At 55.1% G+C, this 25251-nt stretch carries 20 protein-coding genes; 8 read left to right on the forward strand and 12 right to left on the reverse strand.

Features of this window, described 5'->3' with window-relative positions; translation table 11 throughout:
• The first annotated feature begins 390 nt into the window (after positions 1–390).
• Positions 391–1773: a phospholipase D family protein gene (locus GOV85_RS05260; protein ID WP_171175697.1), complete on the forward strand. Its 1383-nt coding sequence runs from the start codon at positions 391–393 to the stop codon at positions 1771–1773.
• A gap of 25 nt (positions 1774–1798) precedes the next feature.
• Here the strand turns inward: GOV85_RS05260 and GOV85_RS05265 are convergent, their stop codons facing one another.
• The 7 genes from GOV85_RS05265 to GOV85_RS05295 form a co-directional block, all read right to left on the reverse strand.
• On the reverse strand, positions 1799–2746 hold the full coding sequence (locus GOV85_RS05265) for a cation transporter (protein WP_171175699.1): 948 nt from the start codon (positions 2744–2746) through the stop codon (positions 1799–1801).
• A gap of 84 nt (positions 2747–2830) precedes the next feature.
• Positions 2831–4378: a hypothetical protein gene (locus tag GOV85_RS05270; protein ID WP_171175701.1), complete on the reverse strand. Its 1548-nt coding sequence runs from the start codon at positions 4376–4378 to the stop codon at positions 2831–2833.
• A 378-nt stretch (positions 4379–4756) separates the two neighbouring features.
• Positions 4757–5704 (reverse strand): autotransporter domain-containing protein, encoded by a 948-nt coding sequence (locus GOV85_RS05275; RefSeq protein WP_171175710.1) that lies wholly within the window; start codon positions 5702–5704, stop codon positions 4757–4759.
• A 350-nt stretch (positions 5705–6054) separates the two neighbouring features.
• Positions 6055–6204 (reverse strand): amidohydrolase family protein, encoded by a 150-nt coding sequence (locus GOV85_RS05280; RefSeq protein ID WP_171176255.1) that lies wholly within the window; start codon positions 6202–6204, stop codon positions 6055–6057.
• A gap of 29 nt (positions 6205–6233) precedes the next feature.
• Positions 6234–6647 carry a hypothetical protein gene (locus tag GOV85_RS05285; protein ID WP_171175713.1) on the reverse strand — a complete coding sequence of 138 codons (414 nt, stop codon included), beginning with the start codon at positions 6645–6647 and terminating at the stop codon, positions 6234–6236.
• Between the two features lie 161 nt (positions 6648–6808).
• Entirely contained in the window at positions 6809–7498 is a 690-nt protein-coding gene (locus tag GOV85_RS05290) for an ankyrin repeat domain-containing protein (RefSeq protein ID WP_245223340.1), read from the reverse strand.
• 259 nt (positions 7499–7757) lie between these two features.
• Positions 7758–8744: a LysR family transcriptional regulator gene (locus GOV85_RS05295; RefSeq protein WP_171175715.1), complete on the reverse strand. Its 987-nt coding sequence runs from the start codon at positions 8742–8744 to the stop codon at positions 7758–7760.
• A 79-nt stretch (positions 8745–8823) separates the two neighbouring features.
• Between GOV85_RS05295 and GOV85_RS05300 the strand changes: the two genes are divergently transcribed.
• Positions 8824–10353, forward strand: a complete 1530-nt coding sequence (locus GOV85_RS05300; RefSeq protein ID WP_171175716.1) for a trimethylamine methyltransferase family protein — start codon at positions 8824–8826, stop codon at positions 10351–10353.
• Here GOV85_RS05300 and GOV85_RS05305 read toward each other — a convergent pair.
• The gene (locus GOV85_RS05305; RefSeq protein WP_171175718.1) at positions 10344–11087 is read right to left on the reverse strand and encodes a hypothetical protein; all 744 of its coding nucleotides are present in this window, start codon (positions 11085–11087) and stop codon (positions 10344–10346) included. The genes GOV85_RS05300 and GOV85_RS05305 overlap by 10 nt on opposite strands.
• 50 nt (positions 11088–11137) lie before the next feature.
• Between GOV85_RS05305 and GOV85_RS05310 the strand changes: the two genes are divergently transcribed.
• Genes GOV85_RS05310 through GOV85_RS05320 form a run of 3 tightly spaced genes read left to right on the forward strand, consistent with a single transcriptional unit; the run spans position 11138 to position 17201 of the window.
• Positions 11138–13516: an FAD-dependent oxidoreductase gene (locus GOV85_RS05310; protein ID WP_171175721.1), complete on the forward strand. Its 2379-nt coding sequence runs from the start codon at positions 11138–11140 to the stop codon at positions 13514–13516.
• Positions 13513–15891 (forward strand): FAD-dependent oxidoreductase, encoded by a 2379-nt coding sequence (locus tag GOV85_RS05315; protein ID WP_216601862.1) that lies wholly within the window; start codon positions 13513–13515, stop codon positions 15889–15891. The genes GOV85_RS05310 and GOV85_RS05315 overlap by 4 nt, the downstream gene beginning before the upstream one ends.
• Positions 15888–17201: an aspartate aminotransferase family protein gene (locus tag GOV85_RS05320; protein ID WP_171175722.1), complete on the forward strand. Its 1314-nt coding sequence runs from the start codon at positions 15888–15890 to the stop codon at positions 17199–17201. Before GOV85_RS05315 ends, GOV85_RS05320 begins: the two co-directional genes overlap by 4 nt.
• 467 nt (positions 17202–17668) lie before the next feature.
• On the opposite strand, the gene GOV85_RS05325 is transcribed toward GOV85_RS05320, so the two are convergent.
• From GOV85_RS05325 to GOV85_RS05335, 3 genes are read right to left on the reverse strand one after another with little or no spacing between them, the layout of a single operon-like run.
• Positions 17669–18583: a plasmid partitioning protein RepB C-terminal domain-containing protein gene (locus GOV85_RS05325; RefSeq protein WP_171175724.1), complete on the reverse strand. Its 915-nt coding sequence runs from the start codon at positions 18581–18583 to the stop codon at positions 17669–17671.
• Positions 18580–19491, reverse strand: a complete 912-nt coding sequence (locus tag GOV85_RS05330) for a plasmid partitioning protein RepB C-terminal domain-containing protein (RefSeq protein ID WP_171175727.1) — start codon at positions 19489–19491, stop codon at positions 18580–18582. The genes GOV85_RS05325 and GOV85_RS05330 overlap by 4 nt, the downstream gene beginning before the upstream one ends.
• Entirely contained in the window at positions 19491–21065 is a 1575-nt protein-coding gene (locus tag GOV85_RS05335) for a recombinase family protein (RefSeq protein ID WP_348540167.1), read from the reverse strand. Before GOV85_RS05335 ends, GOV85_RS05330 begins: the two co-directional genes overlap by 1 nt.
• A gap of 92 nt (positions 21066–21157) precedes the next feature.
• Between GOV85_RS05335 and GOV85_RS05340 the strand changes: the two genes are divergently transcribed.
• Together GOV85_RS05340 and GOV85_RS21420 are read left to right on the forward strand one after the other, a co-directional pair.
• Positions 21158–21556 (forward strand): hypothetical protein, encoded by a 399-nt coding sequence (locus tag GOV85_RS05340; RefSeq protein ID WP_171175729.1) that lies wholly within the window; start codon positions 21158–21160, stop codon positions 21554–21556.
• 398 nt (positions 21557–21954) lie between these two features.
• Positions 21955–22353 (forward strand): DUF6538 domain-containing protein, encoded by a 399-nt coding sequence (locus tag GOV85_RS21420; RefSeq protein ID WP_217358270.1) that lies wholly within the window; start codon positions 21955–21957, stop codon positions 22351–22353.
• A 178-nt stretch (positions 22354–22531) separates the two neighbouring features.
• Here GOV85_RS21420 and GOV85_RS05350 read toward each other — a convergent pair whose 3' ends face one another.
• Entirely contained in the window at positions 22532–23173 is a 642-nt protein-coding gene (locus GOV85_RS05350) for an SAVED domain-containing protein (protein ID WP_171175733.1), read from the reverse strand.
• A gap of 511 nt (positions 23174–23684) precedes the next feature.
• Here GOV85_RS05350 and GOV85_RS05355 point away from each other — a divergent pair.
• On the forward strand, positions 23685–25235 hold the full coding sequence (locus tag GOV85_RS05355) for a sugar ABC transporter ATP-binding protein (protein WP_171175735.1): 1551 nt from the start codon (positions 23685–23687) through the stop codon (positions 25233–25235).
• The last annotated feature ends 16 nt before the right edge of the window (positions 25236–25251 follow it).

Here is a 25251-nt window from a genome sequence, read left to right on the forward strand (position 1 = left end):
CCACAACCGAAACCGCAACAATTGACATGGTGATGTCCTAGCCTATCCTCGCGACCCGACCCAATTCAAAGGGTCAAACTGGTGGGTGCTGAACATTAATTTGGGGTGCTGTTTGATGATCGCGGAAAACACCTTGAGTTTGCGACCAGACTTGCATTCCTCCAACCATTCGGGCCTGATTTCTCCGGGTCAAAAAAGTTGGTTAAGCACCGTCAAGTTCATGCCGCAGCTGCTACTGCCTAGCAGGTATTACGTATGAGGGTTACACTAAAACTTCTCCTTGGATGTTGTCTGCTGCTAATTTTTGGCAGCTGTACCTATGTTCCGTTCGATACACCGAAGTTGAGTTCCCGTGCCATCCCAGCAGACGGAACCCGCGCTCAGCAAATCGTGTCTGATCTGACTGGTCCCGACAGACAGTCGATGGCAATGGCACCTTTGTTCGATGGCAATGATGCGCTCGGAGCGCGATTGCGAATGATCGAAACGGCGGAAAGCTCAATTGACTTGCAAACTTTTCTGATCAAGCCCGATTTGGCCGGTTCGCTGATGTGGCTTGCCCTGTATTCCGCGGCAGAACGTGGAGTGAAAATCAGGCTGCTGTTCGACGATGTTTTCACGACAGCACGTGATGATCAGATCGCATCCTTGAACGCACATCCAAATGTGGAAATTCGCGTTTTCAATCCACTGTCCCGGAACAGTACCGCGGCTGTTAATTTCCTGTTGGATTTCGCCCGAGTAAACCGCCGAATGCACAACAAGGTGACGATCACGGACGGCAGTTTTGCGATCATCGGCGGCAGAAACATTGCAGACGAATATTTCAGCATAGGAACGCGATACGACTTTGCGGATTTCGATCTCTTTGTCGCTGGCTATCCTGTTCAAAAATTGTCCGAGACTTTTGACACATATTGGAACGACGCCTGGTCCTTGCCATTTGCCATCGTACACGATGGTGACGTTGCGCCTCTGAGCGAAGCATATGAACAGTTTCAAGCACGCGCTCTGGACCAAGAAGTTTCTATTTATGAACGGGCTCTGGGTTCTGAGTATATTAGAAAGCTCGAGAATGGTCAGGTGCCTGTCCACTTTGGTCGCGCGCGTATCGTGGCCGATGATCCTAAGAAACTTCGCACGCCTTCTGGCATCGGGCCTTTTGCGGTAGGGGATGCCTTTTATAACAGCCTGGGACGTGCGAAAAGTGGTATCACGGTAGTGACCCCTTACTTTATACCCGAGGAGTACGGCACGGAGTATCTGGAGAAACTGGTCAGAAACGGCATTGATGTTACGATAGTGACAAATTCTCTTGCCTCAACCAATCATCCCTACACCCATGGCCATTATGCAAGGTATCGTAAACGCCTGTTATTGGCCGGAGTAAACTTCTTTGAGGTTCGTGCCAGTACTTCGCGTTCGAAAGAGGGTGTGGAGATACCGTTGACCCTTCATACAAAAATTGCTTTGATAGATAGGGCTTATGTTTTCGTGGGATCTGCAAATGTTGATCCAAGGTCCGTTCGGCAGAACTCGGAAATCGGAATGTTGATCCGCAGCCCTGGCCTTGCCGAAGAAATCCAGAAACAGCTGGATGCGGCTCTACCGGTCTACACCTACAAGGTGTCGATAAGTGAAGCCGGAAAACTACAGTGGGAAGAAACTGCGTCAAAGAGCAACAAGCTATTGCCCCAAGAACCATCAGCAGGGATCTGGCGCAAATTGATTGCGAAAGTTTCCGGCTGGCTTCCGATTGAAAGCCAGCTTTGATGCCGGTTTTCAGTAAACTTCCAGCTCAAGCAGGTTCCAAAACCCTTCCCTGCTGAGACACGACCACGATAACATCCAGCGATTCGAAAATAGCCGAAAGTTCCGTTTGGAGTTGCAACGTAAGCTGGTCAATCCGCGCGGCCAGGCAAGGAAGCTGCGGATCATAGTAAACCATAATAGTATAACCACGCCCCAGCTTCGATACGGACAGATCAATTAGTGTGCCCCCGTCTGAGCGCAATGTGTCACGCACGGCCCTGCGTGCCGCAGCAATGTGCTGAGGTGCCGCAGTTGCCCCTGCCAATTCTTGCACGCCTGACATAAAGTCCCTGAAATATTGCACGATGACGGTCGCACATAGAACAAGCACTATGATTGAGTCCCCGACAGGCACAATTGGTGCCAGAAAACCATCTTTGAAGAAATGAATGCCCAAAAGTCCAACTGCAGCAGCAAAGGTGATGATGCCGTCAAATGCGGCCGCTTTCTTTTCCAGCCGCAGAACGTCACTTTGCTTTCCGGTCTTCAGCCACGAACGGGTGTGAAACCCCCAAAGCAGCAGGCAGGTGAGACCGACAACAACAAAGTACCCAACCATCGGAGCAAACACCAACTCCGTTTGGGCTTCTCCGTTCAGGTATCCCGCAATGCTCAGGGCGGCGTTGGAAATCGCGAAGACCACCAATCCTAACAAAGACAGCGATCTGAAGGTGGTAAACAGCGCTTCATCGCCAGCATAACCATAGGGGCGAAATTTGTCCGGTTTCTTTTGCGCATTACGTGCCACCCGTTTTCCAAACACAGCAGAAGTAAAGCCGATAAGTGAAAACAGGCCGTCCACCAGAATGGCCTGAGAATGGGAATAGTACGCGGCTACAATCCCGGCCGCAGCCATGAACAAATTTCCGGCCATTCCCACATTCATGGCGCGGCTTTCCAATCCGTGCCGGCCTTCAACAGTCGAAGAATTCATAACCCGTTCCTACATTCCCAAACCCTTGACAACGAACGACGTTCGAACGTTGAATGTCCGCTTCTTGTGCCGATTCCGCCAGTATCACCGCTCATCCAAAGCCAAGTGCTTTGTGCCTCTTCGTAACAAATCGACAACGCCGGACGCATAAGGGAGATCGCTGAGATATTCGTCGAGCGTAAATTGATCGGTTGGAAAGTTCGACAGCGCATCGTCTGCCAACTCAGCCTCGCCTGCCAGTCCGTGAATAGCAGCAATCAACAGCCAATCACCTGCATGTTCACGGGCATCAATCAGGCGCACTTTTTCTGAGGCCGATGCGTAATCTCCATTTTCGACATCCTCGAGGCACAAGGTGATATTCGTCCAGATTGGCAACAGTGGATTAATGTCCAAAGCCTGCCGTACCATTTGGCCGCCCAACTTTGTGTCGCTCACAAGTGCCAACCATGCTCCTGCTAATGCGATCAACAAGGCACCGTTGGGATTGGCCTGTATCGCGGCGTCGATCAAGCGCTCAAACCGTGGACTGTCCCCAGCCATCTGCGCGTAAATAGCCGCAGCAAACAACGCTTCCTGACATTGTGGTTCAAGCGCAACAGCCTTTTCTGCATGGGCCTGCCCTTGTTCCAATACCGCACTCAGGCGTTTTTGGCCGAGCGCAACTTCTTCTACATGCCCTAGTGCAATCAAGGCGTGGGCCAATCCTCCGGAGTCATTGTTTTCGGTGGCATTCCGAGCAAGATTCATCATTTGCTGTAAACTGCCTGATCTGGATGTGCGCAGGTGAGCATGAAAGGCTAGCAAAGCCTGATACGCACTTTGTCCGGATGTTGCGCGACTTGTGAAACGATCTGCCGCGTCCGTGGCGACAACTCCGTAAGCGTCGGCAATTTTTACCGCGCATTTCTTTGCTACCTGTTCCTGGAATTTGAAGCTGTCGGCGTTGTCCGGATCGAAATCGCGCCGTTCGGACCACAAAATAGAGCCGTCCTTAGCCCTTTTGAGTTGCACAATCAGACGCAGGCTGGATTGGGCGTCCCTCACTGTACCATCCAGAACATAATCACAACGTGGTATGAATTGCGCTGAGGTTTCGTTCGAATGCGTGTCATCGTACTCCGTTAGAACACGGATATGGGCAAATCGTGCAAGCTCAAGCCCCAGTTCCTCGGGAAATCCCTCGCGAAAAAACTGGGCACGTATCGTATCTGATCCGGAAAAGGCACAGATGCTCAAAACTGGCCACCCAGCACTGGGTACCAACGAGTGCTCTTGCGGCTCTTCTTTAACGGAACTTGCTTCAAACTGTGGGCGATATTGCCCCTTGGGGATAGCTATAGACACCGGGTCATTAGCCCCCGAGGTCAGATAATAATAGTCCAGAGCTTTGCGTAGTTTGACAGCCTCGATACGGACAATCGGATCCACATTGGGATCAAAGTCAGCACCTCGTCCAAAAACATCCATAGCTAGCGCGGTTCCCCTTAATTCATCGCCGCGCCCTTCAAGTTCACGGTGAACAAGGTGCTCAAGAAACGATTTTGTCCTCGCGCTGCCTTCAAAATCTTTGGATGTTACAATGCGATCCAGCTGTTTCAGGATATCCGCTTTGTCAAATTTTTCTGGCACGGCATTTCTCCTGCATCGTCACGTCATCAAGTTTGCCAATGTAAATTACTGTATAGCAACATGTAATTTCCTCCCGCTAATCCCATCACATTCCTAACTGAAAGCCATCTTTGGAAAACGGGTAAGACCGAAGGAGGCTTTTGATGACGCACAGATGGACAATTCCGGGGATAGTCACCCTTGCGGTGTTGGTAACGGCTGTTTCAAGCGCACACTCCACAGACATGTGGCAAGACAATCCGGTTCAAACACACTATGGAAGACCAATCCAATCCGAGCGCACCAATCATTCCCCACCCGCAAGTGGCACTACTTCAGTGAAGTCCAGACTTCATTCAGCGGATTTTCAGAAAACGTCCGAGTGCCAGGTGCCTGATTTCAGAATTTTATGGCTACACCGACTGAGTAACCTTCAATATTGTCGCCTTTCGCAATACGAGCCATAAGGCGCAGCTCTTCGACCCAGGCGGAGTCGTTTTTGGACAGGTCCAGCTCAATCCCGGCGCCCAACTGGGCAAGCCACTCACTGTCCAAAACGATTCCCTGATCACCCGGGATATAAGAGGCCGAAACTTCGCCAACCCAACGCGTAGGCTGCGAGAACACCCGAACACCCGTTGGCACTCTGACACGGGACCAGGCAACAGTTGATATCGCTTCGGCCTGACCAACAAGATCGGTGTCCAGCGGTTCCAGAATGATGTGCGTATGTCTAAATCGCAGATCGAGTTCATAGTCATTCGCCCAACGACGATTAAATTCAGCAACTAACGATCCCCCGTATCCCAGCGCGGTAATGCCCCCGTCACTAAGAAAATCCAAATCGTCATCCAGGAGACTGCTGATAACCTGGGCTGCAATGGAACTGTCACTCTGAACCCGGCCAATTGAAAAATTGACCATCGGACGAATTTTCCAGTTCTCGTTAATGTCAAATTGCCAACCGATCCCACCGGTTGCGGCTACACTTGTCCAATGGGACAATATGCTTGTGCTGGTGCTGACCCCGGACAACAAAAACTCCGGGTCGTAATTGGTGAACCCAATATATCCTTCCAGGTAAACCGGAATGTCTTCTGAAACCCTGAAACCGCCCCCGAATTGGCCGCCTCGAAGGTCATAGTCATCGCCGTTTTGAACATTTTTATCCAATAAAAGGACCCTGGCTGACTCATTTGGTGCAGCCGATATTCCCAGAATTGCAAGAGCTCCCTTGATGTTGTCGCGCACATCATATCCGCTTCCGTCATCGAGTGATTGAGCAGTCGAAGAGCTGGCTGCGATGCTGCAAACAAAAATTAGTTCCGATAACCTAGCTTTTGCCATGCAATCTTGCCCCCAACACTTAGCAACCCAGACGCTATATGCACTATTTAATAATCGCGACATTAATAATGCGCTGAAAGTCTCCGGAGGCTCCTTTGGTTAGAGGTGTTGCGAAAGTTCCCCTCGGCCGAATAATTCACGCCATGCTTAAATATCAAGCGGTCAATTCCGCGAATTAGCGAAAACGAGCAAAGTCCAGACCTTGAACCCTAGCGTCGGTCGGACGCACTGAGCTTCGCCTAGGGGACTGGCTCACCCCATTTTTCAGGAAACGGCTACTATGAAAGATAAACACAAACCCCAAGGCTGGCGATCAGCTAGTGAGCTTCATAACCAGTCAGTAAGTCGATCTACTCGCCTCCAGCCTCATAGACGAGACGCCCGTTCATCACTGTGTAGAGCACATTGATCTTACTAATATCCTCGGGAGCAACATCGAATGGATTCTGGTCCAGTACGATCAGATCGGCCAACTTTCCTTCCTCGAGAGATCCGACCATATCGTCGATGCCGATTCCGGCCGCTGAATCTAGTGTGTAAGCTGTCTGCCATCAGCACCGGCACCGCCACACCAGCCACCATCCCGACCGATAAGCAACATGCGGTCAGGACCCCATTCGATCAGCCGCCACCCGGTCGCTTGCCATGCGTGAACGGTACCTTCCACGATCAGATAAAGCATGCAGCCACCGGTGCCGCAGTAGAGTGAAGCTGCCGACGAACACGCGTAATCAGATTCGTCGACAAGCTCGGCCTGGACGGTGTCGAACTGCGAACGGAGCTCTATTTTAGTTACAGCATCGCCCGCGTCAAATTCTCCATTTTCGAGTGACTGGCAGTCGGCAGCCGCCCGATCGATAAGTCTCTGAGAGTCTGGAGACACTGCGTATGCTGGGAATACGCCCAGAAGGATCGGGAATAGAGTGACAACCAGTGCCCGCATAAATCCGCCTTTCCGAAGAACTGATAAACTCGGTCCTACTATGGCGGTAAGCGACAACTAGTCCAAGCGCGTCGTAGGAGTCGAATAAGATGCACTGTGCCCAAGCCTTGTTGCACCTCGCTGACAAGCGAATAATCAGGCTAGTAAAACCTTGGGGTCCGTCAATCCATTTGCCTTAGCCGGGCTGCCATTTCCGAGAAGCCCCGCCTCTCCGCGTGTTGCAGCGGTGTCACGCCATCGCGATCGGCAAGTGTCCGATCGGCCCCGGCCTGGAGTAGTGCATCGAGCACATCTTGATGGTTTGCTCCTCCATCGCCCAGAACCACGCTTTCCATTACAGCCGTCCAGTGCAGATTATTTATGTGATCGAGCGGTGCCCCTGCCGCTATCAGTCGGCGAACAATTTCCACATGACCGAGGTGCGCTGCCGCAATAAGCGCTGTACCGTCATAAGGGCTGGTTACCAGTCCTGGATCATTTCCCAATTTAATCGCGAGCAACAAAAGCTCAGGATCATTAGCGACTGCCGCGATGGTAACCACGTCATAGGCGCGTCCCTCCAGTGCATTCATGTCTGCGCCTGCTTCAGCCAAGGCGATCAGAGCTTCATCTTCAGACGCAAAAGCTGCCACGTGCACCGGTGTTCGCCCCTTTGGGTCGCGAGCGTTGACGTCAGCCCCGCTCGACGCCAGCCGCCGGATCTCAGCGACATCGCCGTCATGCGCTGCTCTGAAGAGCCCATCGTATCCGGAGACTTCACGAGCGTCCGGGGGCGTTTGTGCTATTGCCGACTGGACGAGTCCAATCAGACAAGCGATGGCGACGAGGTGGTGCATACTTTGGATCTTCATCTCGCCTCCTCCTGGATCAAAGCAACGTCTGGTCTTGGCTCGAGCGACCGATAAAACGGCCAGCCGAATGTTGCTCGGTACGTCAGGAAGATACCGAAAAAGCAATGCGGAGGCGATTCAGCTTCACCTTTGCAGATCAGAAGTGCCGGCTTAAGCGCTGCGCAACAACTCCACAAACCAAACTACGAACAGCAATGCGGAGACGTCTGCTTTTTGTTTTCGATAGTAAAGATAACCAAAGAATATGAGCGGACACTCTTTAGCCAGAGGTCAGATCTTTGGATTGCTCCAGCTCCACACTACGGATCCCGATTTTCCCCATATGACGCGCAATTTTCTGAGCCAGTATCTGTTTGCTCAGTTCCGCAACGGCCGCTGGCAGGCCCCGCAACTCCTCTTTCCTAGCAACAACCGTCAATGTTCGTGACAACCCTGAAACTGGCAGTTCTTGCAGTTGCAGGCTCATGTTTTCCACGAGACCATCGATCAATAGTGTCGGTGTCAAAAGGCTAAATCCCTGTCCTGTCGAAACACAGGAGGTCACCATACTGGAGCGATCTGCTTGTATGACTGTGTCGGGCTCAAACCGCAGTCGACGCAGATGCTGGGCAATCTGCCGTCCCGCATTTGTCGTATCCCCAAAACGGACCAACGGAAGCCTTGTCTGGATAGCTTCCAGGCTTTCGGTCGGGCCGTCGTATTTTTCAGGGAGGACCAAAAGGTATCTCTCAGTCAGAAGATGATGACGCTCCAATCCGTCCATGTCTAAAAATGGGTTCGACGTAATCGCCAAATCCGCCTGTTTGGTGCGCAGCAGATGCTCATGATTACCGCTTTGCCCGGCATGCAGAGTGATGTCTTCGACGTTGAACACCCGTTGTGCAAGTTCGATCAATGATGGCGTCAGGGTTGTCGCAATGGAGGCTTGGATACCCACCCTCAGCAGCGTCAGTGATTGTTCGCCAACATGCCGCAATTCGGTCTCCATATCGGACAGTGCATCCAGTATCTTCTGCGCTTTGCCATGCAGTCGCGCACCAGCATATGTTAGCTGAGCAGGTCGCGTACTGCGATCGAGCAGAGCCGTGCCAAACGCTCGCTCCAACGCGGTAATGTGTTGGGATGCTGCGGGCTGTGAGAGACCGAGCAGTTTCGCACCGGCTCGCATTTGACCTGTTTCTGCCACGGCAACGAAAACCTCTAACGAGCGCATGAGGCTCGGCGAAATCTTGTGGCGATCGAGCATGACTCATCCTTAGTATAAGAATTTCTGATACTATTTGGTTTTTCTTGGGTTCCGTCAATCGCTGCGGCACCCTGGGTATATGTCACACCCTCGTACATCTCGTCGCCGCAAAGCTGCTGCCAAACGCACGCAAGATGCGGTTCGTGCGCCTTTCATTCTTCGCAAGCTTTCGACTTTCAATGTACTCAGCGACGCCGGGCTGGAACAGATCGAGTCAAATGCGGATACCATCCTTGCCGAAACCGGGATGGAGTTTCAGGACGACCCCGAAATCCTCCAGATTTTCGCGAATGCAGGTTGTGATGTGGATGGCACCCGAATTCGGTTTCCTTCGGGTTTCTGCCGCAGGACGATTACCGCCACCGCGCCGGGCCGGTTCACGCAGCACGCCCGCAACCCCAAGAACAATGTGCAGCTTGGCGGGGATGCAACGGTTCTGTGCCCGTCCTGGGGGCCGCCTTTCGTACATGATCTGGATCGCGGTCGGCGCTATGCGAATTACAAAGACTTCACCGATTTGGTTAAGTTGCACCACACTCTGCCATGGCTGCATCATTCGGGCGGCGTAGTTTGTGAACCCGTCGATCTGCCCGCGAACAAGCGTCATCTGGATATGCTCTACGCCCACATCAGGAACTCTGACCGCGCGTTCATGGGCGCCTTTATCGGGGCCGAGCGTGCGGGCCACGCCATCGACATGGCGCGGATCGTTTTTGGCGACGAATTCGTGGCCGAGAACCCGGTGCTCTATTGCGTTTCTAACACAAACGCGCCTTTGGTGATGGACAGCCATATGTCCGGCGCCCTGAAAACCTATGCGCGCGCAGGCCAGCCCGTTGCCTGCACACCCTGGGTGCTGACAGGGGCGATGTCGCCCGCGACGGTCGCCGGGACACTCGCGCAAGTGCTGGCCGAAACCATGGCGACGATGACGCTGACCCAATTAGTGAACCCTGGGGCGCCCTGTCTGATGGGCAGCTTTGCATCGACCATGTCGATGAAGTCCGGCGCGCCGACCTTTGGAACGCCAGAGGCAGGGTTGATGGTTTTGGCCGCCGGACAACTTGCACGCAGGTTGGGGGTGCCCCTGCACACGGTGGGCACTCTCAGCTCGTCCAAACTTCCCGACGCACAAAGCCAGCAAGAGGCTGCCTGGGGCCTGATGATGTCGATGTTTGCCGGTGCCAATCTGATCAACCATGCAACTGGCTGGCTCGAAGGGGGATTGGTAACTTCGTTTGAGAAAACCGTGATTGATCATGATCTTTGCGGCAAGATCGGGCGCTTTTTTGATGGGATCGACATGAGCGAGAATGCTCAGGCGATGGAGGCGATAGCAAGCACTGGACCAGGGCAGCACTTCCTTGGGTCGAAACATACGCAAGCCAATTTCATGACCGCGCTTTTTCGGCCGTGGACACCTGATGACAATTCGTTCGAACAATGGCACGCAGCTGGTGAACAGGATGCCGCCGCGCGGGCCAACGTTATCTGGAAAGAACGATTAGCGGGGTATGAAGACCCCGGTCTTGAACCCGATATAGACGCGGCCCTGAAAGACTACATCGCAGCCCGTAAGGCCGAGAAACTAGACCAGGACTATTTCTGATGTGCCTGACTTTCTGCAATATCGCGCATCCGCTCATAGAACGGCACGTGATGCGCAGCAGCGTCGGTATAAGGCTCACCCAGCCGGTCAAGTTCCCCTTGGAAGTCGATGGCTTCAGGCGCTTTGATCGCACCGCTTTGGAGCACTTCGGTGTGCCAGCTTTGAACCGAGCCCCATCCATCAGGCACAACGTCGTTCCAGGTGAACGCGTGGTCCAGGAACGCAAGCCCGGCATACGCCCAGTAGCGGCGCAACGTTGTCTGCGGTTTCGTCCGCAACTGATCTGCAGTGATCACCAACGGGTTTTGTCCCAACTCGGTCAATGCGTTGTAAAGTCGGTATTGCGCCTCATGCCCCAACTCCAATCGCGTAAATTTCGGGTCGCGTTTGGCATAAGACAGCGCTGCTTCGATAGGGTCACGTACCAGAAAAGCATGGGTCATTTCGCCCGCAAACCCTGCGTCGCGCGGCAACCGGTCCGCTACGTAATAAGCCATATCCTTAAAAAAAACCGGGGCGCTCTCTGCCGCCTCGCGGATCATCGCCCGGATATCATCATAGGTAACAGGATGTCCCGGCTCCGGCGAAAAGCCCGGAAAAAGCCTATCTGTTGTGGTCAGGTAATGGTGATACATGAACGGTTCGTGCAGGACCGACAGATCGCCACGCTCGCGCATGATCCGTTCAAACGCCGTCGAAACCGAGCGCGGGTGGCACCGCAAAGCATGTATCATCACCCGTTTAGCCTAATGACGACTGTAAGCTTGCGTCAACGGAGGCTTGTATGAGCCGCATTCTGATCATCGGCGGCGGAGCGATCGGTCTCAGCGTGGCTTATCATCTTGCAAAACGCGGCGCTCAGGACGTGACTCTGCTGGAACGCAACCAGCTTACGTCGGGCACCTCTTGGCATGCGGCCGGGATTGTAGGGCCCCTGCGCGCAACGCCCAATATGACCACGCTCGCCTCGGCGGCGCTGGAGGTCTTTCCCGCGCTGGAAGCTGAAACCGGCATGTCCACCGGATATCGACGCACCGGGGGATATTGGCTGGCGCGCGAAGCGGCGCGCATGGACGAACTTCACCGGATTGCTGACCTCGGCGCGACGCAAGGGCTGACGCCAGCAGTAATTGCTGCAGGCGACATACCCATGCCCCTGCTCGATCTTTCAGAGCATGTCGGAGCTTTGCACGTGCCCGAAGACGCCAATGTGAACCCCGTGGACCTCTGTATGGCCTATGCCCGTGCCGCAAAGGCCTTCGGCGTGACCATCCGCGAAGGCGCAGAGGTGAAAAGTCTGATGACAAAAAACGGGACAGCAAAGGGCGTGGCGCTTGCAGACGGCACCACCCTGAATGCCGAAAAGGTGGTAATCGCCACTGGAGCCTGGTCGCGAGAGCTGGCTGCAACAGCCGGGGTTGCCCTGCCGCTTCAAGCGGTTGAGCACATGTATGTCGTGACAGAACCCATCCCCGATCTACCAGACCCATTCCCCGTAATCCGCGATCTGGATCGTGGCATCTACATCAAGGGCGATGCGGGAAAACTCGTGATTGGCGGTTTCGAACCGCACGCCAAATGCTGGAACCCTTACGGTCCGGAAGGCAACCGGCCTTTCCTTGAAATGGCTGAAGACTGGGATCAGTTTGCCCCTTTCATGGAGGCCGCGTTGGATCTGTGTCCGGCGCTGGAGCACGTGGGCATTCAGCATTTCATGAACGGCCCTGAGAGCTTTACCGCCGATACGAAACCGCTTGTCGGGAAAACAGTTGTCGATGGGCTGTTCGTCGCCGCTGGAATGAACTCAGTGGGGGTCATGTCGTCCGCTGGGATTGGCCGTGCCTTGGCCGATTGGATGGTCGATGGCCACCCACCGATGAACATGTGGGAGGTCGATGTCGCTCGGGTTGATCCACTTACGGCTGCGCCCGACCACATGGAGTTAAGGATGGAGGAGGCGGTTGCGGACCTTTTCGCACTGCACTGGCCCTACAAACAACCAAAGGCGGGGCGCGGGATGCGCCAGTCGGCGCTACACAACCGATGGGCCGCACTTGGAGCTCAGTTTGGGCAAACCGCTGGTTGGGAGCGTGGGTTTTGGTATGGTGAGGCGCAACCCTACTCGGTTGGAACGCAGGGGTGGTGGCCAATTGCCCAGGACGAAGCCGCGGTTATGGCCAATGGCACGGCCCTGATCGACCTCAGCCCCTTTACCGAGATCGACATCAACGGGACCGGTGCTCTTGAGGCTTTGAACCAGCTTTGTACGGCGGATATGGACGTCGAGGCTGGCCGGGCTGTTTACACCCAAATCTTGAACGACCGTGGCGGGATCGAGATGGACGTGACGGTCTCGCGTCTCAGAGACACCCATTTTCACATCACCTCTGGTGCCGCGACCCGCGCGCGCGACCTCGCCTTCCTGCGCCGCAGTTTACCCGATGAGGTGATATTAACGGATGTGACCGAGGATTTTTGCACACTTGGTGTCATGGGCGCGGGCAGTGTCGCGGTGCTTCAGCAGCTGGACGCCGGTTTCCCATGGGCAAACGCGCCGATTGGACAGGTGCGCGAATTGATGATCGAAGGCCAGCGCGCGCGCGCCACACGCGTCAGCTTTGTCGGCGAATATGGCTGGGAATTAACGCTTCCCAACGGCGTGACTTCACCGGTTTTCGACGCGCTCATCGCCGCAGGCGCAGCGCCTCTGGGTCATTATGCGCTCGATGGGTGCCGGATCGAAAAGGGCTTCAAACACTGGGGCCATGACATTGGTCCGACGGTCACACCCTTGGAAGCAGGACTCGGCTTTACCATTGACTGGAGCAAGGACTTCGTGGGCAAAGACGCTTTGCTCGAGCAGAAAGAACAGGGCGTCCGCAAACGTCTGATCCTGATGCAGGTCGAAGGCGACGCGTTGATGCTGCATGACGAGCCCGTCTTTGAAGGTGGTCATCATGTCGGGTTCACAACCTCCGGCGCGCGTGGACCGCGCACCGGGCTGAACCTGTGCTTTGCATTGGTGTCCACAGACCCGGGTGAGACGAAAGCTCAGAGCTGCGCACGATGCTTTGCGGTGAAGGTCGCAGGCAAAGACTACGCTGCCACGCCGTTGCAGCGTCCGCCCTTTGACCCAAAAAACGAAAGGATGCGTGGAAAATGAGCGCTGTGACCAAGGCCCAGGTTGTCATTATCGGCGGCGGCGCGATGGGCGTCTCGCTGATGTATCATCTGGTCAAGGAGGGTTGGTCAGATGTGCTGCTCTTAGAGAAAAACGACCTGACCCATGGCTCGACTTGGCACGCGGCGGGGCTTTGCACCCATTTCGCCCACAATCCGACAATTCAGGAACTGCGCGCCACGTCCGTGCGGCTCTATCGCGAAATTCTGCCACAAGAAACGGGCCGAGATTGTGGGTTTCATACCTCCGGCGCAATGCGGATCACTCGGAACCCAGATCGGATGGACGAGTTCCGTCACGTCGCGGGCCTGTCGGATTTCACTGGCTACCCTCTTGAGGTTCTGACGCCGGAGCGCATCGCCGAGCTTCACCCGCTTGCGCGGCTCGATGGTTTGATCGGCGGGATCTACGAGCCAGATGATGGCCACGTGGACCCGTCGCTGGCGACCCAGGCCATGGCCGAGGTCGCCCGCAGAGGTGGCGCGCAGATATGGCGCAACTGCCCTGTCCTGTCGATCCGGCACGAAGGCGTATGGTTGATCGACACGCCCAAAGGCACGGTTGAGGCGGTGCATGTCGTTAATGCGGCTGGCACATGGGGCTGGGAGATCGGGGCGATGATGGGGCTTAACATTCCGTCGGTTCCCGTTTTGCATCAATACCTGGTCACCGACACCGTGGGCGCCGTGGCGGAGCGCATGGCAGCAGGCCTTCCCGAATTGCCAATCATCCGCGACCCAGAGGAAAGCTGGTATGTCCGGCAAGAACGCGATGGGCTGATCCTTGGCCCCTACGAGAAAGAGGCGCAGGTCTGGTCCGTGGACGGCGTCCCGCCCGAGTTTGGCGCGGACCTGATGCCGCCTGATATTGACCGGGTAGAGCATATCATCGAGGCCGCTATGGCGCGTATCCCGGCGTTGGAAACGGGCGGCGTCAAATCCGTGATCAACGGACCGATCACTTTTACGCCGGATGCCAATCCTCTGATTGGCCCTGCTCATGGGCTGCAGAATGCCTGGTTGCTGACCGGCTCGTCCATGGGCGTGATGGAGGGCGGTGGCGCAGGCTGGTTCCTGGCCCATTGGATGACACATGGTGCCCCACCCATGGATGCGCTGGCGGTAGACAGCCGTCGCTTCGGGTCCTGGGCAGATCGCGATTACCGCGTTGCCAAAGCCATCGAATGCTTCGGCCTGCAATTTGGGGTGCATTACCCGCACGAGGAGCGCCCTGCGGGGCGCGGCCTGCGCCTGTCGCCTTTGCATAACCTGATGGTAGATCGCGGCGCTGTGATGGGCGCAGCACATGGCTGGGAGCGTCCGAACTGGTTTGCTGATACGCCCGGCGCTGAAGCCGGCGAGACGTTCCGTCGTGCCAATTGGTTCGAACCCGTTGCGCGCGAGGTCGATGCAGCCTCAACGCGGATCGCCTTGGCTGATTTATCGGTCTTTTCGAAGTTCGACGTAACTGGCCAAAACGTAACGGAATTTCTGGAGAAACTCGGTGGCAATCGTACCCCCAAAACTGGTCGCATTGGACTGACTCATGCGCTGACCCCGTCGGGTGGGGTACTTTCGGAATTCACAGTCTCGCGGCTAAGCGAAACCCATGCCTATCTCACTTCCGCCGCCGCTGCAGAAGAGATTGATTTCGACCTGCTCAGGCAGGTGGCGTCCGGCTTTGACGTCACCATTCAGAATTGCACCGAAGAAATTGCCGTTATTGGCCTCATGGGGCCAAGATCGCCGGACGCTTTGCCAGAGCTTGCGGATTTGCCTTGGCTGTCTGTGGCTCAGACCGAGATCCAAGGCACCCCGCTGCGCGCTCTTCGCGTGTCCTATATCGGTGAATGCGGGTGGGAATTGCACGTCCCGCGCGATCAAGCGGTCCGTTTGTTTGCGACCATGGAGGAACGCGCCAAACCTTATGGGCTCGGGTTCTATGGCGCCTATGCCGCAAACGCAATGCGACTGGAAAAGGGCTATCGCAGCTGGGGCAGCGACCTGACGACGGAACGCAGCCCGCTGGAGGTAGGTCTTGCGCCCTTCGTCCGCAAAGATCTGCGCGACGCCCTGCCTGAGGAATGGGACATGGTTCTGCTGGAGATTGAGGCGGGCGAAGTCGATCCGTTCTATGCCCACACTCTTTGGCAGGAAGCGACCCCGGTCGGGATTGTCACATCCGGCGCCCACGGCCACCGCACCGGTAAGGTGCTCGCTCTGGCGTATTTGCGTGACTCAAATGCGCGCGAGAACTTGACCGTTTCTATCCTTGGCCAACGCAGGCAGGCCACCATTCTGCCTCGCCCACCGTATGACCCTGACAACACCCGTATGAAAGCCGGAGTCGCCAAATGACCGAACATCCCCTTCACACTGATTGGAACTTTGACAGCACCGCCGCGCGGCGCGACCAGTACTACGCCGCATCGTTGACCCGTTTCACACCTTTCCGCGAACCCATCGTTTTCCAAAAGGGACGTGGTCAATACCTATGGGACACAGAAGGACGGAAATACACCGACCTTCTGGGCATGAACGTCTGCATCTCAGTCGGACATTCGCATCCCCGGGTTGTCGCCGCAGCGATGGAACAGGCGCAGGAGCTCACACATTGTACGACCATGTTCTATCACCCGACACCTGCGCATTTGGCCGAGGAACTAGCCGCGACGATGCCCAAGGGTCACGACTGGGTAGTGCATCTGACCAATTCGGGCTCCGAGGCCATTGATCTTGCCATGACAATGGCGCGAACCTTCACCGGTAATCTTGATCTGCTTGCTTTGCGCACAGCTTATCATGGGCCAACCGCCGCCGCGCAGTCGGTCACGGGCATCTCTGGATGGCGGCACCCCGGCATGCCCGGCAACGTCGCCTTTGTTGCCGATCCGAACCAGTATCGCGGCATCTTTGGCCCAGGCACTGCACCTTATCTGGATGAGATCACCCACACGATCAACGCCGCCACCTCGGGTCAGGTGGCCGGGATCCTTGTCGAAAGCGTTCAAGGATATGGAGGTATACATCAGATGCCGCCGGGCTATATGTCGGGCGCGGCGGAGCGGGTTCGCGCGGCTGGCGGGCTCTACATCGCAGACGAGGTTCAGTCCGGTTTTGGTCGTACTGGTGATCACTTCTGGGGTTTTGAGGCGGACGACGTCGTACCCGACATCATTGTTATGGCTAAAGGTCTGGGGAATGGCTTCCCCATTGGCGCGGTAGTCGCCAAGAAACATGTAGCCGAGCCAATGGCTGAGAAGTTCATGTTCCACACCTATGGTGCAAACCCAACATCAGCCGCGGCCGCGCGCGCTGTTCTAGCTGTCATGCGCGACGAGGGCCTGCAGGAAAACGCCAAGACAGTTGGCGCAAAGCTGTTGGAACGTTTGAGTGATCTAAAAGACAAGTATAAGACCATCGGCGATGTGCGGGGTCACGGTTTGATGCTGGCCTTGGAATTTGTAAGAGACCGCGATAGCAAATCGCCTGACAAGGCCATGACGACAGAGGTATTTGAGGCCTGCCGTGCGCAGGGAATTATCCTGTCGAAATCCGGACCATTCCAGCAATGCCTCCGCATGGTGCCGCCACTTTGCCTGTCGATGGAGGATGTGAACCGAGTCACAACGAGTCTTGATCAAGCGTTAAGTGATACGGCGACGTAGGAAACAGGAATAACCGATGTCATCTACCGGCTCTCGTGCATTCGGCTCAGATATACTCGTCGCCCACGTCTTGGCGGACGGGATGCTATCGTAGAACTGATTGGATATACTCGCCGGCTTCCCTGCAGACGGGTCACTATTCACAATAAAGCCGGATGACGCTACCACTTTTGAAGATTTGGGTTTCGCCAAACTTAAAATTTAACATAATGGCGCTTTTTATATAGGACAGGCCGCCGCCCTGGTTCTCGAACAGGCGTGCTGAGCCCTGCTACCTCTCAGCACGCCTGCAGATTTCGCAACCACATGATCGGTTGCGCAGTCGGCGAAAACTCGGCCGACCTGGTGGGCTCCGAACGGGTTCGCCGCCATCCCCACCCCCGCGCTCGATCCGACCCGCCGTCCGGCGTCTCCTGCGGTCCCCGCGCTTATCGGGTCCGGGTCCCCTTCAGTTCTGATTACTTCGCCTATTGCGCCTCGGGTGGCGGGGTGGAAGCCATCTCGGTGATAGCTTGGAATTCCGCGAGAAATTCCGGTCGGTGCTGCATGAGGTACCGGACGATACGGGCGTTCTGGAGCAGCTTTCCCAAATACCCTTTTACGACAGTCAGCTGCAGATGATCCTTCCCATAAGAGTCCTGAATCGAGGTGATACCTTCCTGCAGTCGGGCCAGTTCCTCTTCCATGCGCTCCATAGCCTCGGGAGTAATTCCCTTCTTCTTAGGCTTTTTCGTGTCCACCAACTGAGCCTGAGGCGTTCCCACAAGGATTGCCGAGATGTATGCTGGAGTGTAGTTGTTCACGTTGATCATCAGCTCGGCCGCCTCGATCTGGCGCACTGCCTTCATCTTGCGCAGTGTCTCGAACACAGCCGTCGCGCAGTGTTTGTCCTTCAGAAGGCCCACTGCCTCTTCGCAGATACCGTCCAGCAACCTTGCCTTGCGCACAATGCTGCGAGGATTGAGATCCAGCGCAAGGGCGATCTTTTCCTCGGAGACCCCGCGCTCGATAGCCTTGCGGATCATCTTATGCTCCTGGATCGGTGCAAGTCGGCTGATCCGCTTATTGTAGGTGAAAGCCTCGTCGTCCGTGGAAATTAGGCATTCGACCCGCTTTATGCCGAGTTCTTTCAGCACCTCGATCCGGATGTGTCCATCGAGCAGCATGTAGGTATCATGCTCACCCATAGATCGCGTGACCACCGGCGGTTCGACCAAGCCAACCTCTTTGATCGACGCGGTGATCTGGCGGTACTTGCGGCTGGATTTGACCGATGCGCTTAACGCCTTAACGGGCAAGACAGCCTCTACCGGTAAAGTAACGCAATCACTCTCAAAACCGAGAGCAACCGCGCCCGGGGTTTTGCGCTTGCCTCGGCTCATTCGGCCGCTCCTGCGTCCAGCGATTGACTGAGATATGTGGGCAGGGTGTCCAACCCTTCCGCGCGCAGAAGCGTCACGAAGTGATCATCATCGCGCAACGCACGAAACGCCTCCACGACGAACATCAGGCGGCCCTGCGTCAGCTCGGCCTTTTTAATAAGTATCTTCTGGCGCTCCGCTTCCTGTTGATAAGCACGAACGAGCGCGTCGCTTGTCAGACGCCGTTTGGCGCCGTCGCTTCGGCCATAGCGGTTTCTATGAAGGTGCGGGCCCCGTACATCACGTTGCTGGATGAGACGGCGCACAGCGGCCAGCTTCTTTCCGCGCAGTTTCTTCTGGGTGTAGGCGTCCATTAGAGCCCGTTGACCGCCCTCGGCATCTGTCTTCGAAATGTCGATGGCGAGATTCAGCGGCAGAAGTCCAGTTTCCACAGCTGAGACCAGTCGTTCTTCTCCACGTTCCAGAAGCCCCGCGATCATGCCGACGTAATCCGAGGTGACACCTATCTTGTTTGCGATCTGGCGGTCGTTGTATCCGCGCTTCCGAAGATTGCCGATCTCGCGCATCAGGTCGATCGGGTTGTGCTGGCGGCGCGCACAGTTCTCCACGAGACTCATGACAAGACAGTCGCTCTCATCGGCTTCGATAATGATAGCAGGGATAACATCCTGTTTAAGCTCCATGAACGCCTCGAGCCGACCCTGTCCACAGACGAGATCATATTCCGCAGGTTCTGCTCCGGCGCGTAGCGCCACGGTAATCGGTCGTTTCAGACCAATCTTTGCTATGTTTTCCACCATTTCTTCAAAGGTGCGTCGGTTGCGTACACGGGGATTGAGAATGCGAATTCGGTCAATGGGGATAAGCGTGACGTGCTTTTGGGCAATAACGTGAGCGTTGTCGGTCATCAGGCGGCCTCCGTGATCTGGACCCGGCCAGCGAGCGCGTAGAAATAATCCAACGTGTCAAAGCGATAGGCATCGAGCGATAGTCCGTTTTGTTCGGCCAACCGAAGTCTGGCCATGGTCATGTCGATGCTCGGCAACAGGTAGTAATCCCGCGGTAATTCGTTCAATTCATCCATCCTCACGGCAATCGTAATGTCGGGAACGAGGCCAGTATCAAGACGAATTCGCCATCGCAGGGACCCGCCCTGAGTTTCAAAGCAGCGGGAAAGCACCACCGATGCAGTGAATTCATCGTTGATGCGGATCAAGCCTGTGTTCGGATCCTGCACGGCCATTCCGCCACCCATTGCGACACCTTCAACGATCTGCGCTACAATCCCCGGATGAGCCTGCCGCAAGGCCCTGTTGACCTCGATGTAGCGATAATCGCGCTCCGGCTCGTAACCGATCATCTGGTAGGCGCGCAGCAGACTGCCAAACCGGCTACGGAATGTGCTGGACGACGGCAGGTTGTCCTGTTCATCGATGATCAGTCCGGACAAAACGCCTTTCTTTTGCAGAACACTGCGCAGAGCTTCGAGCAATTCTTCGTCCGTGAAATGCTGACTGCGCGCGTCAACGATTTCGCGTGCACGCAGGAACAGCACTTCATCCACAATAGCCGGATAGACACCCTCAGCGCGAATCCACATCTCCCGGGGATTCACAACGCGGCGCTGCTTCAACTTGAAGGACACCTTATTGTAAACGTTGTTGCCGATGTATTTTTCGTTGGTCAGGATCTGGTGCACCGATGCCCGGGACCATGGTCGCTCAAGATCTGTCCGATGCCCTTCGGCATTCAGGGTTTCCGCAATCTCACGCTCCGATTGGCCATCCTCGACAAACATCCGGTACATGCGTCGCACGAGGTCCTGTTCGTGACGAGGGCCCAGCACAAGAGTAACACGGTCGGTCTGAAGGCTCTTCTGTTCGCCGCGGGATAATTCACCCTTCGGATTGCCCTGTTCGTCGATGAGCAACCGACGCAGGCCGTATCCGGCCGCACCGCCCTGGCGATAGCCAAGCTCGACCAGCCTGCACTGCCCGGCGAACACTTTCACAGAAAGCTCACGGCTGTACTCGCCCGCCATCACCCGCTTGACAGTTTTCAGCAGGTTTGAACCGATACTGCCGTCGTTTTCAAACTGCTCGCCGCAATAGTGAACACGGATCCCCGCGCGGGAGCAAACATGCTCGTGATACGCCCCTTCATCAGCATCCTGAAACCGACCCCAGCGACTAACGTCATAGACCAGAATGGCCTTGAAATCCGCGTGACCGGTTCGGACCTCTGCCATCAGGTTCTGCAAAGCCTCGCGACCGTCCAACCGCAACCCGGATCGACCGGAGTCCTCAAAAACGCGCAAGATCTGCAGGCCCCGTGCTGTGGCGTAGTTCCGTATGATGTCCAGCTGGTTTTCGGTAGAATATTTCTGGTGGTCGGTCGACATCCGTATATAGGCGACAGCCGGCACGTCGGATTCGGGCAGCTCGTTACTATTGTTAGAATGCGGCGCCCATCGACCTTTCACAAACCATCTCCTTACTATTCGGTCAAATCTATCTCTACCGTCAGAATCAACGGCTGAATTCTTCGCATTCATTTAAAGCGAAGGAGTGTGGAATGTCGTTTCCGAAAAAGGGCAAGTTCTTTCCAAAGGAAAATAAATATAATGAAGTTGGGAGGCAACAGACGAGTGGCTGCTTTGCCGATGAAGTCGCCTCGGCACTGAAGCGGTCGCTTGGCGACAGCCGGGCTGGTGTGAAGACCGTGGCGGTTTGGACGGGAGCCAATGAGAAGACTGTAAAGAACTGGTTCTCGGGAAACTATGGCCCGAGCGGAACCCATTTAATCTCATTGGCGCGGCACTCTGATGAAGTACTGGGGACTTTTCTGGCGATGGCAGGCCGCGATGATCTGATGGTGGCAGTCAAGCTCGCTGTGGCAGAGGAGGCTATATTGGATCTGCTTGATGCAGTGCGCCAACTTGGCGTCGACGATAAATTTGACCAGGATAACTGATGTGAGGGGCTAATCGGGGCGCAGCTGCCGACAACAGCGTGAAACATTCTCCCTTCTTCAAATCAGACGCCATTTGCTTCATTCGAATTAGTTGTTCGCGTCCCTGTTCCTTGGAAAAATTTCGCTAATAGCTACTTATATTTTCCCTGTTACCAGTCTTAGGGAAATCGTACCCAACCCTTTGTTTTATCCGAAGTAATCTAGGTGCTAAGCCCCAAAAATCGGTGAAGTCGCTAGTTTTCCCTGTATTTTCCCTGTTAACAGGGAAACTTGTGCAGACTAGCTAGCTGCAAACTGCAAGCACAGCCACCTTTTCCAGAAAAGCCAGGAAAATAAGGGGCAACAGAGCCTCAGGAAAATACGATGTGTCACAGCATTCGGAAACTGTGACACATGCTGTGACACAGCCAGCAAGAAATCGGCCCGGCGCGCGGTCGCGCAAACCCCGTTATCATGCCGGCCCCTACCTCATGCTCCGCGGCCGTATTTTCTACTTCCGAAAACGCCTGCCAAAAAAACTGTCAAACCAGGTCCCAAACCAGTTTCTTTGCCTGTCGCTGCGAACCGACCTCCCGCTCGACGCCGTGAAGCGCGCAGCCGCGTTGCTCACGGTCCTCGAGCAGATGGAGAAAACACACGTGGACGCACTGACCAAAGATTCGCCTAAGGAAGATGCCGATGAGAGTTTTCGTCACCTGATGAAACGGGCCAGTTGGGAAGTCGTTGTGCCTGAACTTATCTTCGAAGAGGTCAAGGGGGCTGAAAGGGTTTTCGGAAAGTACCAGAACGGCAAGTAGGGCGGGAAGCAGACTTTCGCCGTAGGTGCGAGAGCAACTGGTCCGATCTCTGAAAGCGGTCATTCAGAGTCTATAGGCAAGTTTAGTAAGGCAGCAGCATCCGTATTTTGCTTCGCCGTGCGACCAGCCTCAGACAGACCGAAAGCATGCCATTACGGCCACTATCTTTAATGATTGATCAGGTTGCGCCTCCGGCCAGAGTCATTCTTTGCAAAAAACCCTGATCTTTGGTTTGGTCGTAGATATGGATATCTGGGTGAGCTTTTGGTTGCCACACGCGCCCAAACTCAACGGAGCATGAAACAGGCATTGCCGGAAAGACCATTAGTTCGACATCCATTCCGTGGACGTTCTTTATTTCATCAAGGGTCGAACGAACGATGGTCCTGAAGCGACTAAGGTCTTCCTTGTGCCTTATGACACCGTGTTTCTGTGGCGTGCTTTTGATTTCCCAAATCGACACGTCTGTTCCGACAGCACCAGTTATCCGATCGTCACTAATCTGCGAGGTGATTGAAAGCTTTAGCGCGACGCGCTTGGGGCCTTCGGTGCCTCGTTGCGTTATGAAGCTGACCTCTTCGCCGTCTTCTGGCCACGCCCATTGATCGGGCTCTCTGTGCTTTTCGTAGACGTCGGTGTCAGAGATATCTGAAATCAGTCTGCCAAGCTCCATCAAGAGAGGAATAGGCGCGAGCCCAAACACCGAAAGGTGTCGAATATCGCCGTCCTCAAATCGGCCTCGTATCAGCTTGTCGAATTCCTGGCGAAGAACCCGTGGTTGGACGGCCCAGTATGTCGGATCGCTGTCCTTGAAAAACATCCCCTTAACTGCAGCTAATGACCGCTTTCCGCCTGACGTCCCAAAAAAGTAACGGCCCAAGGCCGTCGTTGGCTACTGCCTTTCGCGAACGATCTCAGCAAATTTCTTCGCAAGAAAGTTTCCTTCGAAATCGACTGCGAAGTTATCGACTAACTTCGCGCTGTCGAGAAAAATACCCAAAGTACTTTCACTGGTGAAACACTCAAAATGGGCAATGCCAGTCGAATGATCAAGGCAAGCGGGTAGGAATTCGGTGGTGGCTTTTCTTTCTTCGAATTGTCCAAGACAGACACATGACTCCAATTATTATGTTAAATAACAGAGTACTAAGAGAAATTTGAAAGTTCGAAACCTGCACTATGCTTGCTGACTTCAAGGTCTGATCAGGCACCTAAACAATTCCTTATTCGCTCCAGGGAAAATACCTCTTGACGCCCCGCTGGCGCTTGTGGTTTCGTATATGAAACCGTTTTACGGTGAATCGTTTAGATCGGCGAAGGGAGGCGCTGTGATGGCGAAACAAGAATCCGCGCTGCGTGCGCAACAAGGAACCGAAAGCCAGATCACCGTGTCCCTCAGCGGGATCGGAATGTCGTTTTCGGGTGTATCTGTTCTCCGAGATGTCGACCTCGTTTTCGACGGCGGCGAAATCCACACTTTGATGGGCGAGAATGGTGCCGGGAAAAGCACGCTCGTCAAAATCATCTCTGGCGTACAGAGACCCACATTTGGAAAATTCCAGATTGATGGTGAAACCGTAGAATTCGATGCCCCACGCGATGCCGAAAAGCACGGCATCGTCATCATGCATCAGGAACTCAGCCTGATCCCGGAAATGACGGTGGCCGAAAATGTCCTGCTTGGGCATGAGCCCCGGAAGTTCGGCGCATTCATCGACCGCAAAGCGCTGCGGGAAAAGGCAAAGAAGGCGTTGGCTCGCTTCGGGTTCACGCTGGACATTGACACACCGGTCAAAGATTTACGCGTGGGCGAGCAGCAACTTGTCGAAATCGCTCGCGCATTGTTGATGAATGCGCGACTGCTGATCATGGACGAACCCACCTCAGCGCTGTCGCAGGCTGAGGCTGACATTCTGATGGAGGTCGTGCGCGATCTGGCCCTACAAGGGGTTGCCGTAGTCTACATCTCGCACCGAATGGATGAAGTGTTTGAAATTTCCGACCGGGTTACGGTTTTAAGGGATGGTGACCTGATCGGTACGCGGTTGGCCTCTGAGACAACGTCAGCCGAACTGATCCGCATGATGGTCGGTCGCACGGTCGAGATCAACGCCGTTGAACGCCAGAACCCGGCGACCGATGAAACCGTATTGCAGGTCGCCAATCTGTCGGCCTGGGACGGCAAACGTAAAGTGCTGGACGACGTTTCATTCGATCTCAAGCGCGGAGAGATTCTGGGTATCGGCGGACTTTTGGGGGCGGGTCGGACTGAGTTGCTGGAGACATTGTTCGGCGCAAGAGGTGCCAGCTATCAGGGTGAAGTAACGCTGGAAGGCAATCAACTGCGGCCCATCAAACCTCAGGACGGGGTGCGCAACGGGTTGGCACTGATCACCGAAGATCGCAAGGGCAACGGCCTGATCCTTGATCGCTCGATCTCATCAAACGTGGCATTGCCGTTGATGCCTTTGCAGTCCCGTTTTGGGCGATTTTCCGAGGCTGAACAGCGCAAACAAGCACTTAAGGCCATCGAAACACTCAAGGTTGCGGCAACCGGCCCCGAGCATCCGGTTGGCAAACTCAGCGGGGGCAATCAGCAAAAGGTGGTTCTGGGCAAATGGCTGGCAACGCAGCCCCGTGTCCTTCTGCTGGATGAGCCCACACGCGGTATCGACATCGGCGCCAAGGACGAAATCTATGACCTGGTCGGACGACTGGCGGATCAGGGTATCTCGGTTTTGTTCGCAAGTTCTGAGCTTTCTGAGTTCATGGCCGTCTGTGACCGCATGATTGTGCTGTGCGAAGGCCAGATGGCCGGAGAGCTTTCCCGAAAAGAAATGTCCGTGGATTCAATCAAGGCCCTGGCGATGCAGTTCCGCTAACTGCCCCGGCCCACAA

The organism is Ruegeria sp. HKCCA4633 (genome assembly GCF_013034605.1).
In the GTDB taxonomy this organism is placed as follows: domain Bacteria; phylum Pseudomonadota; class Alphaproteobacteria; order Rhodobacterales; family Rhodobacteraceae; genus Ruegeria.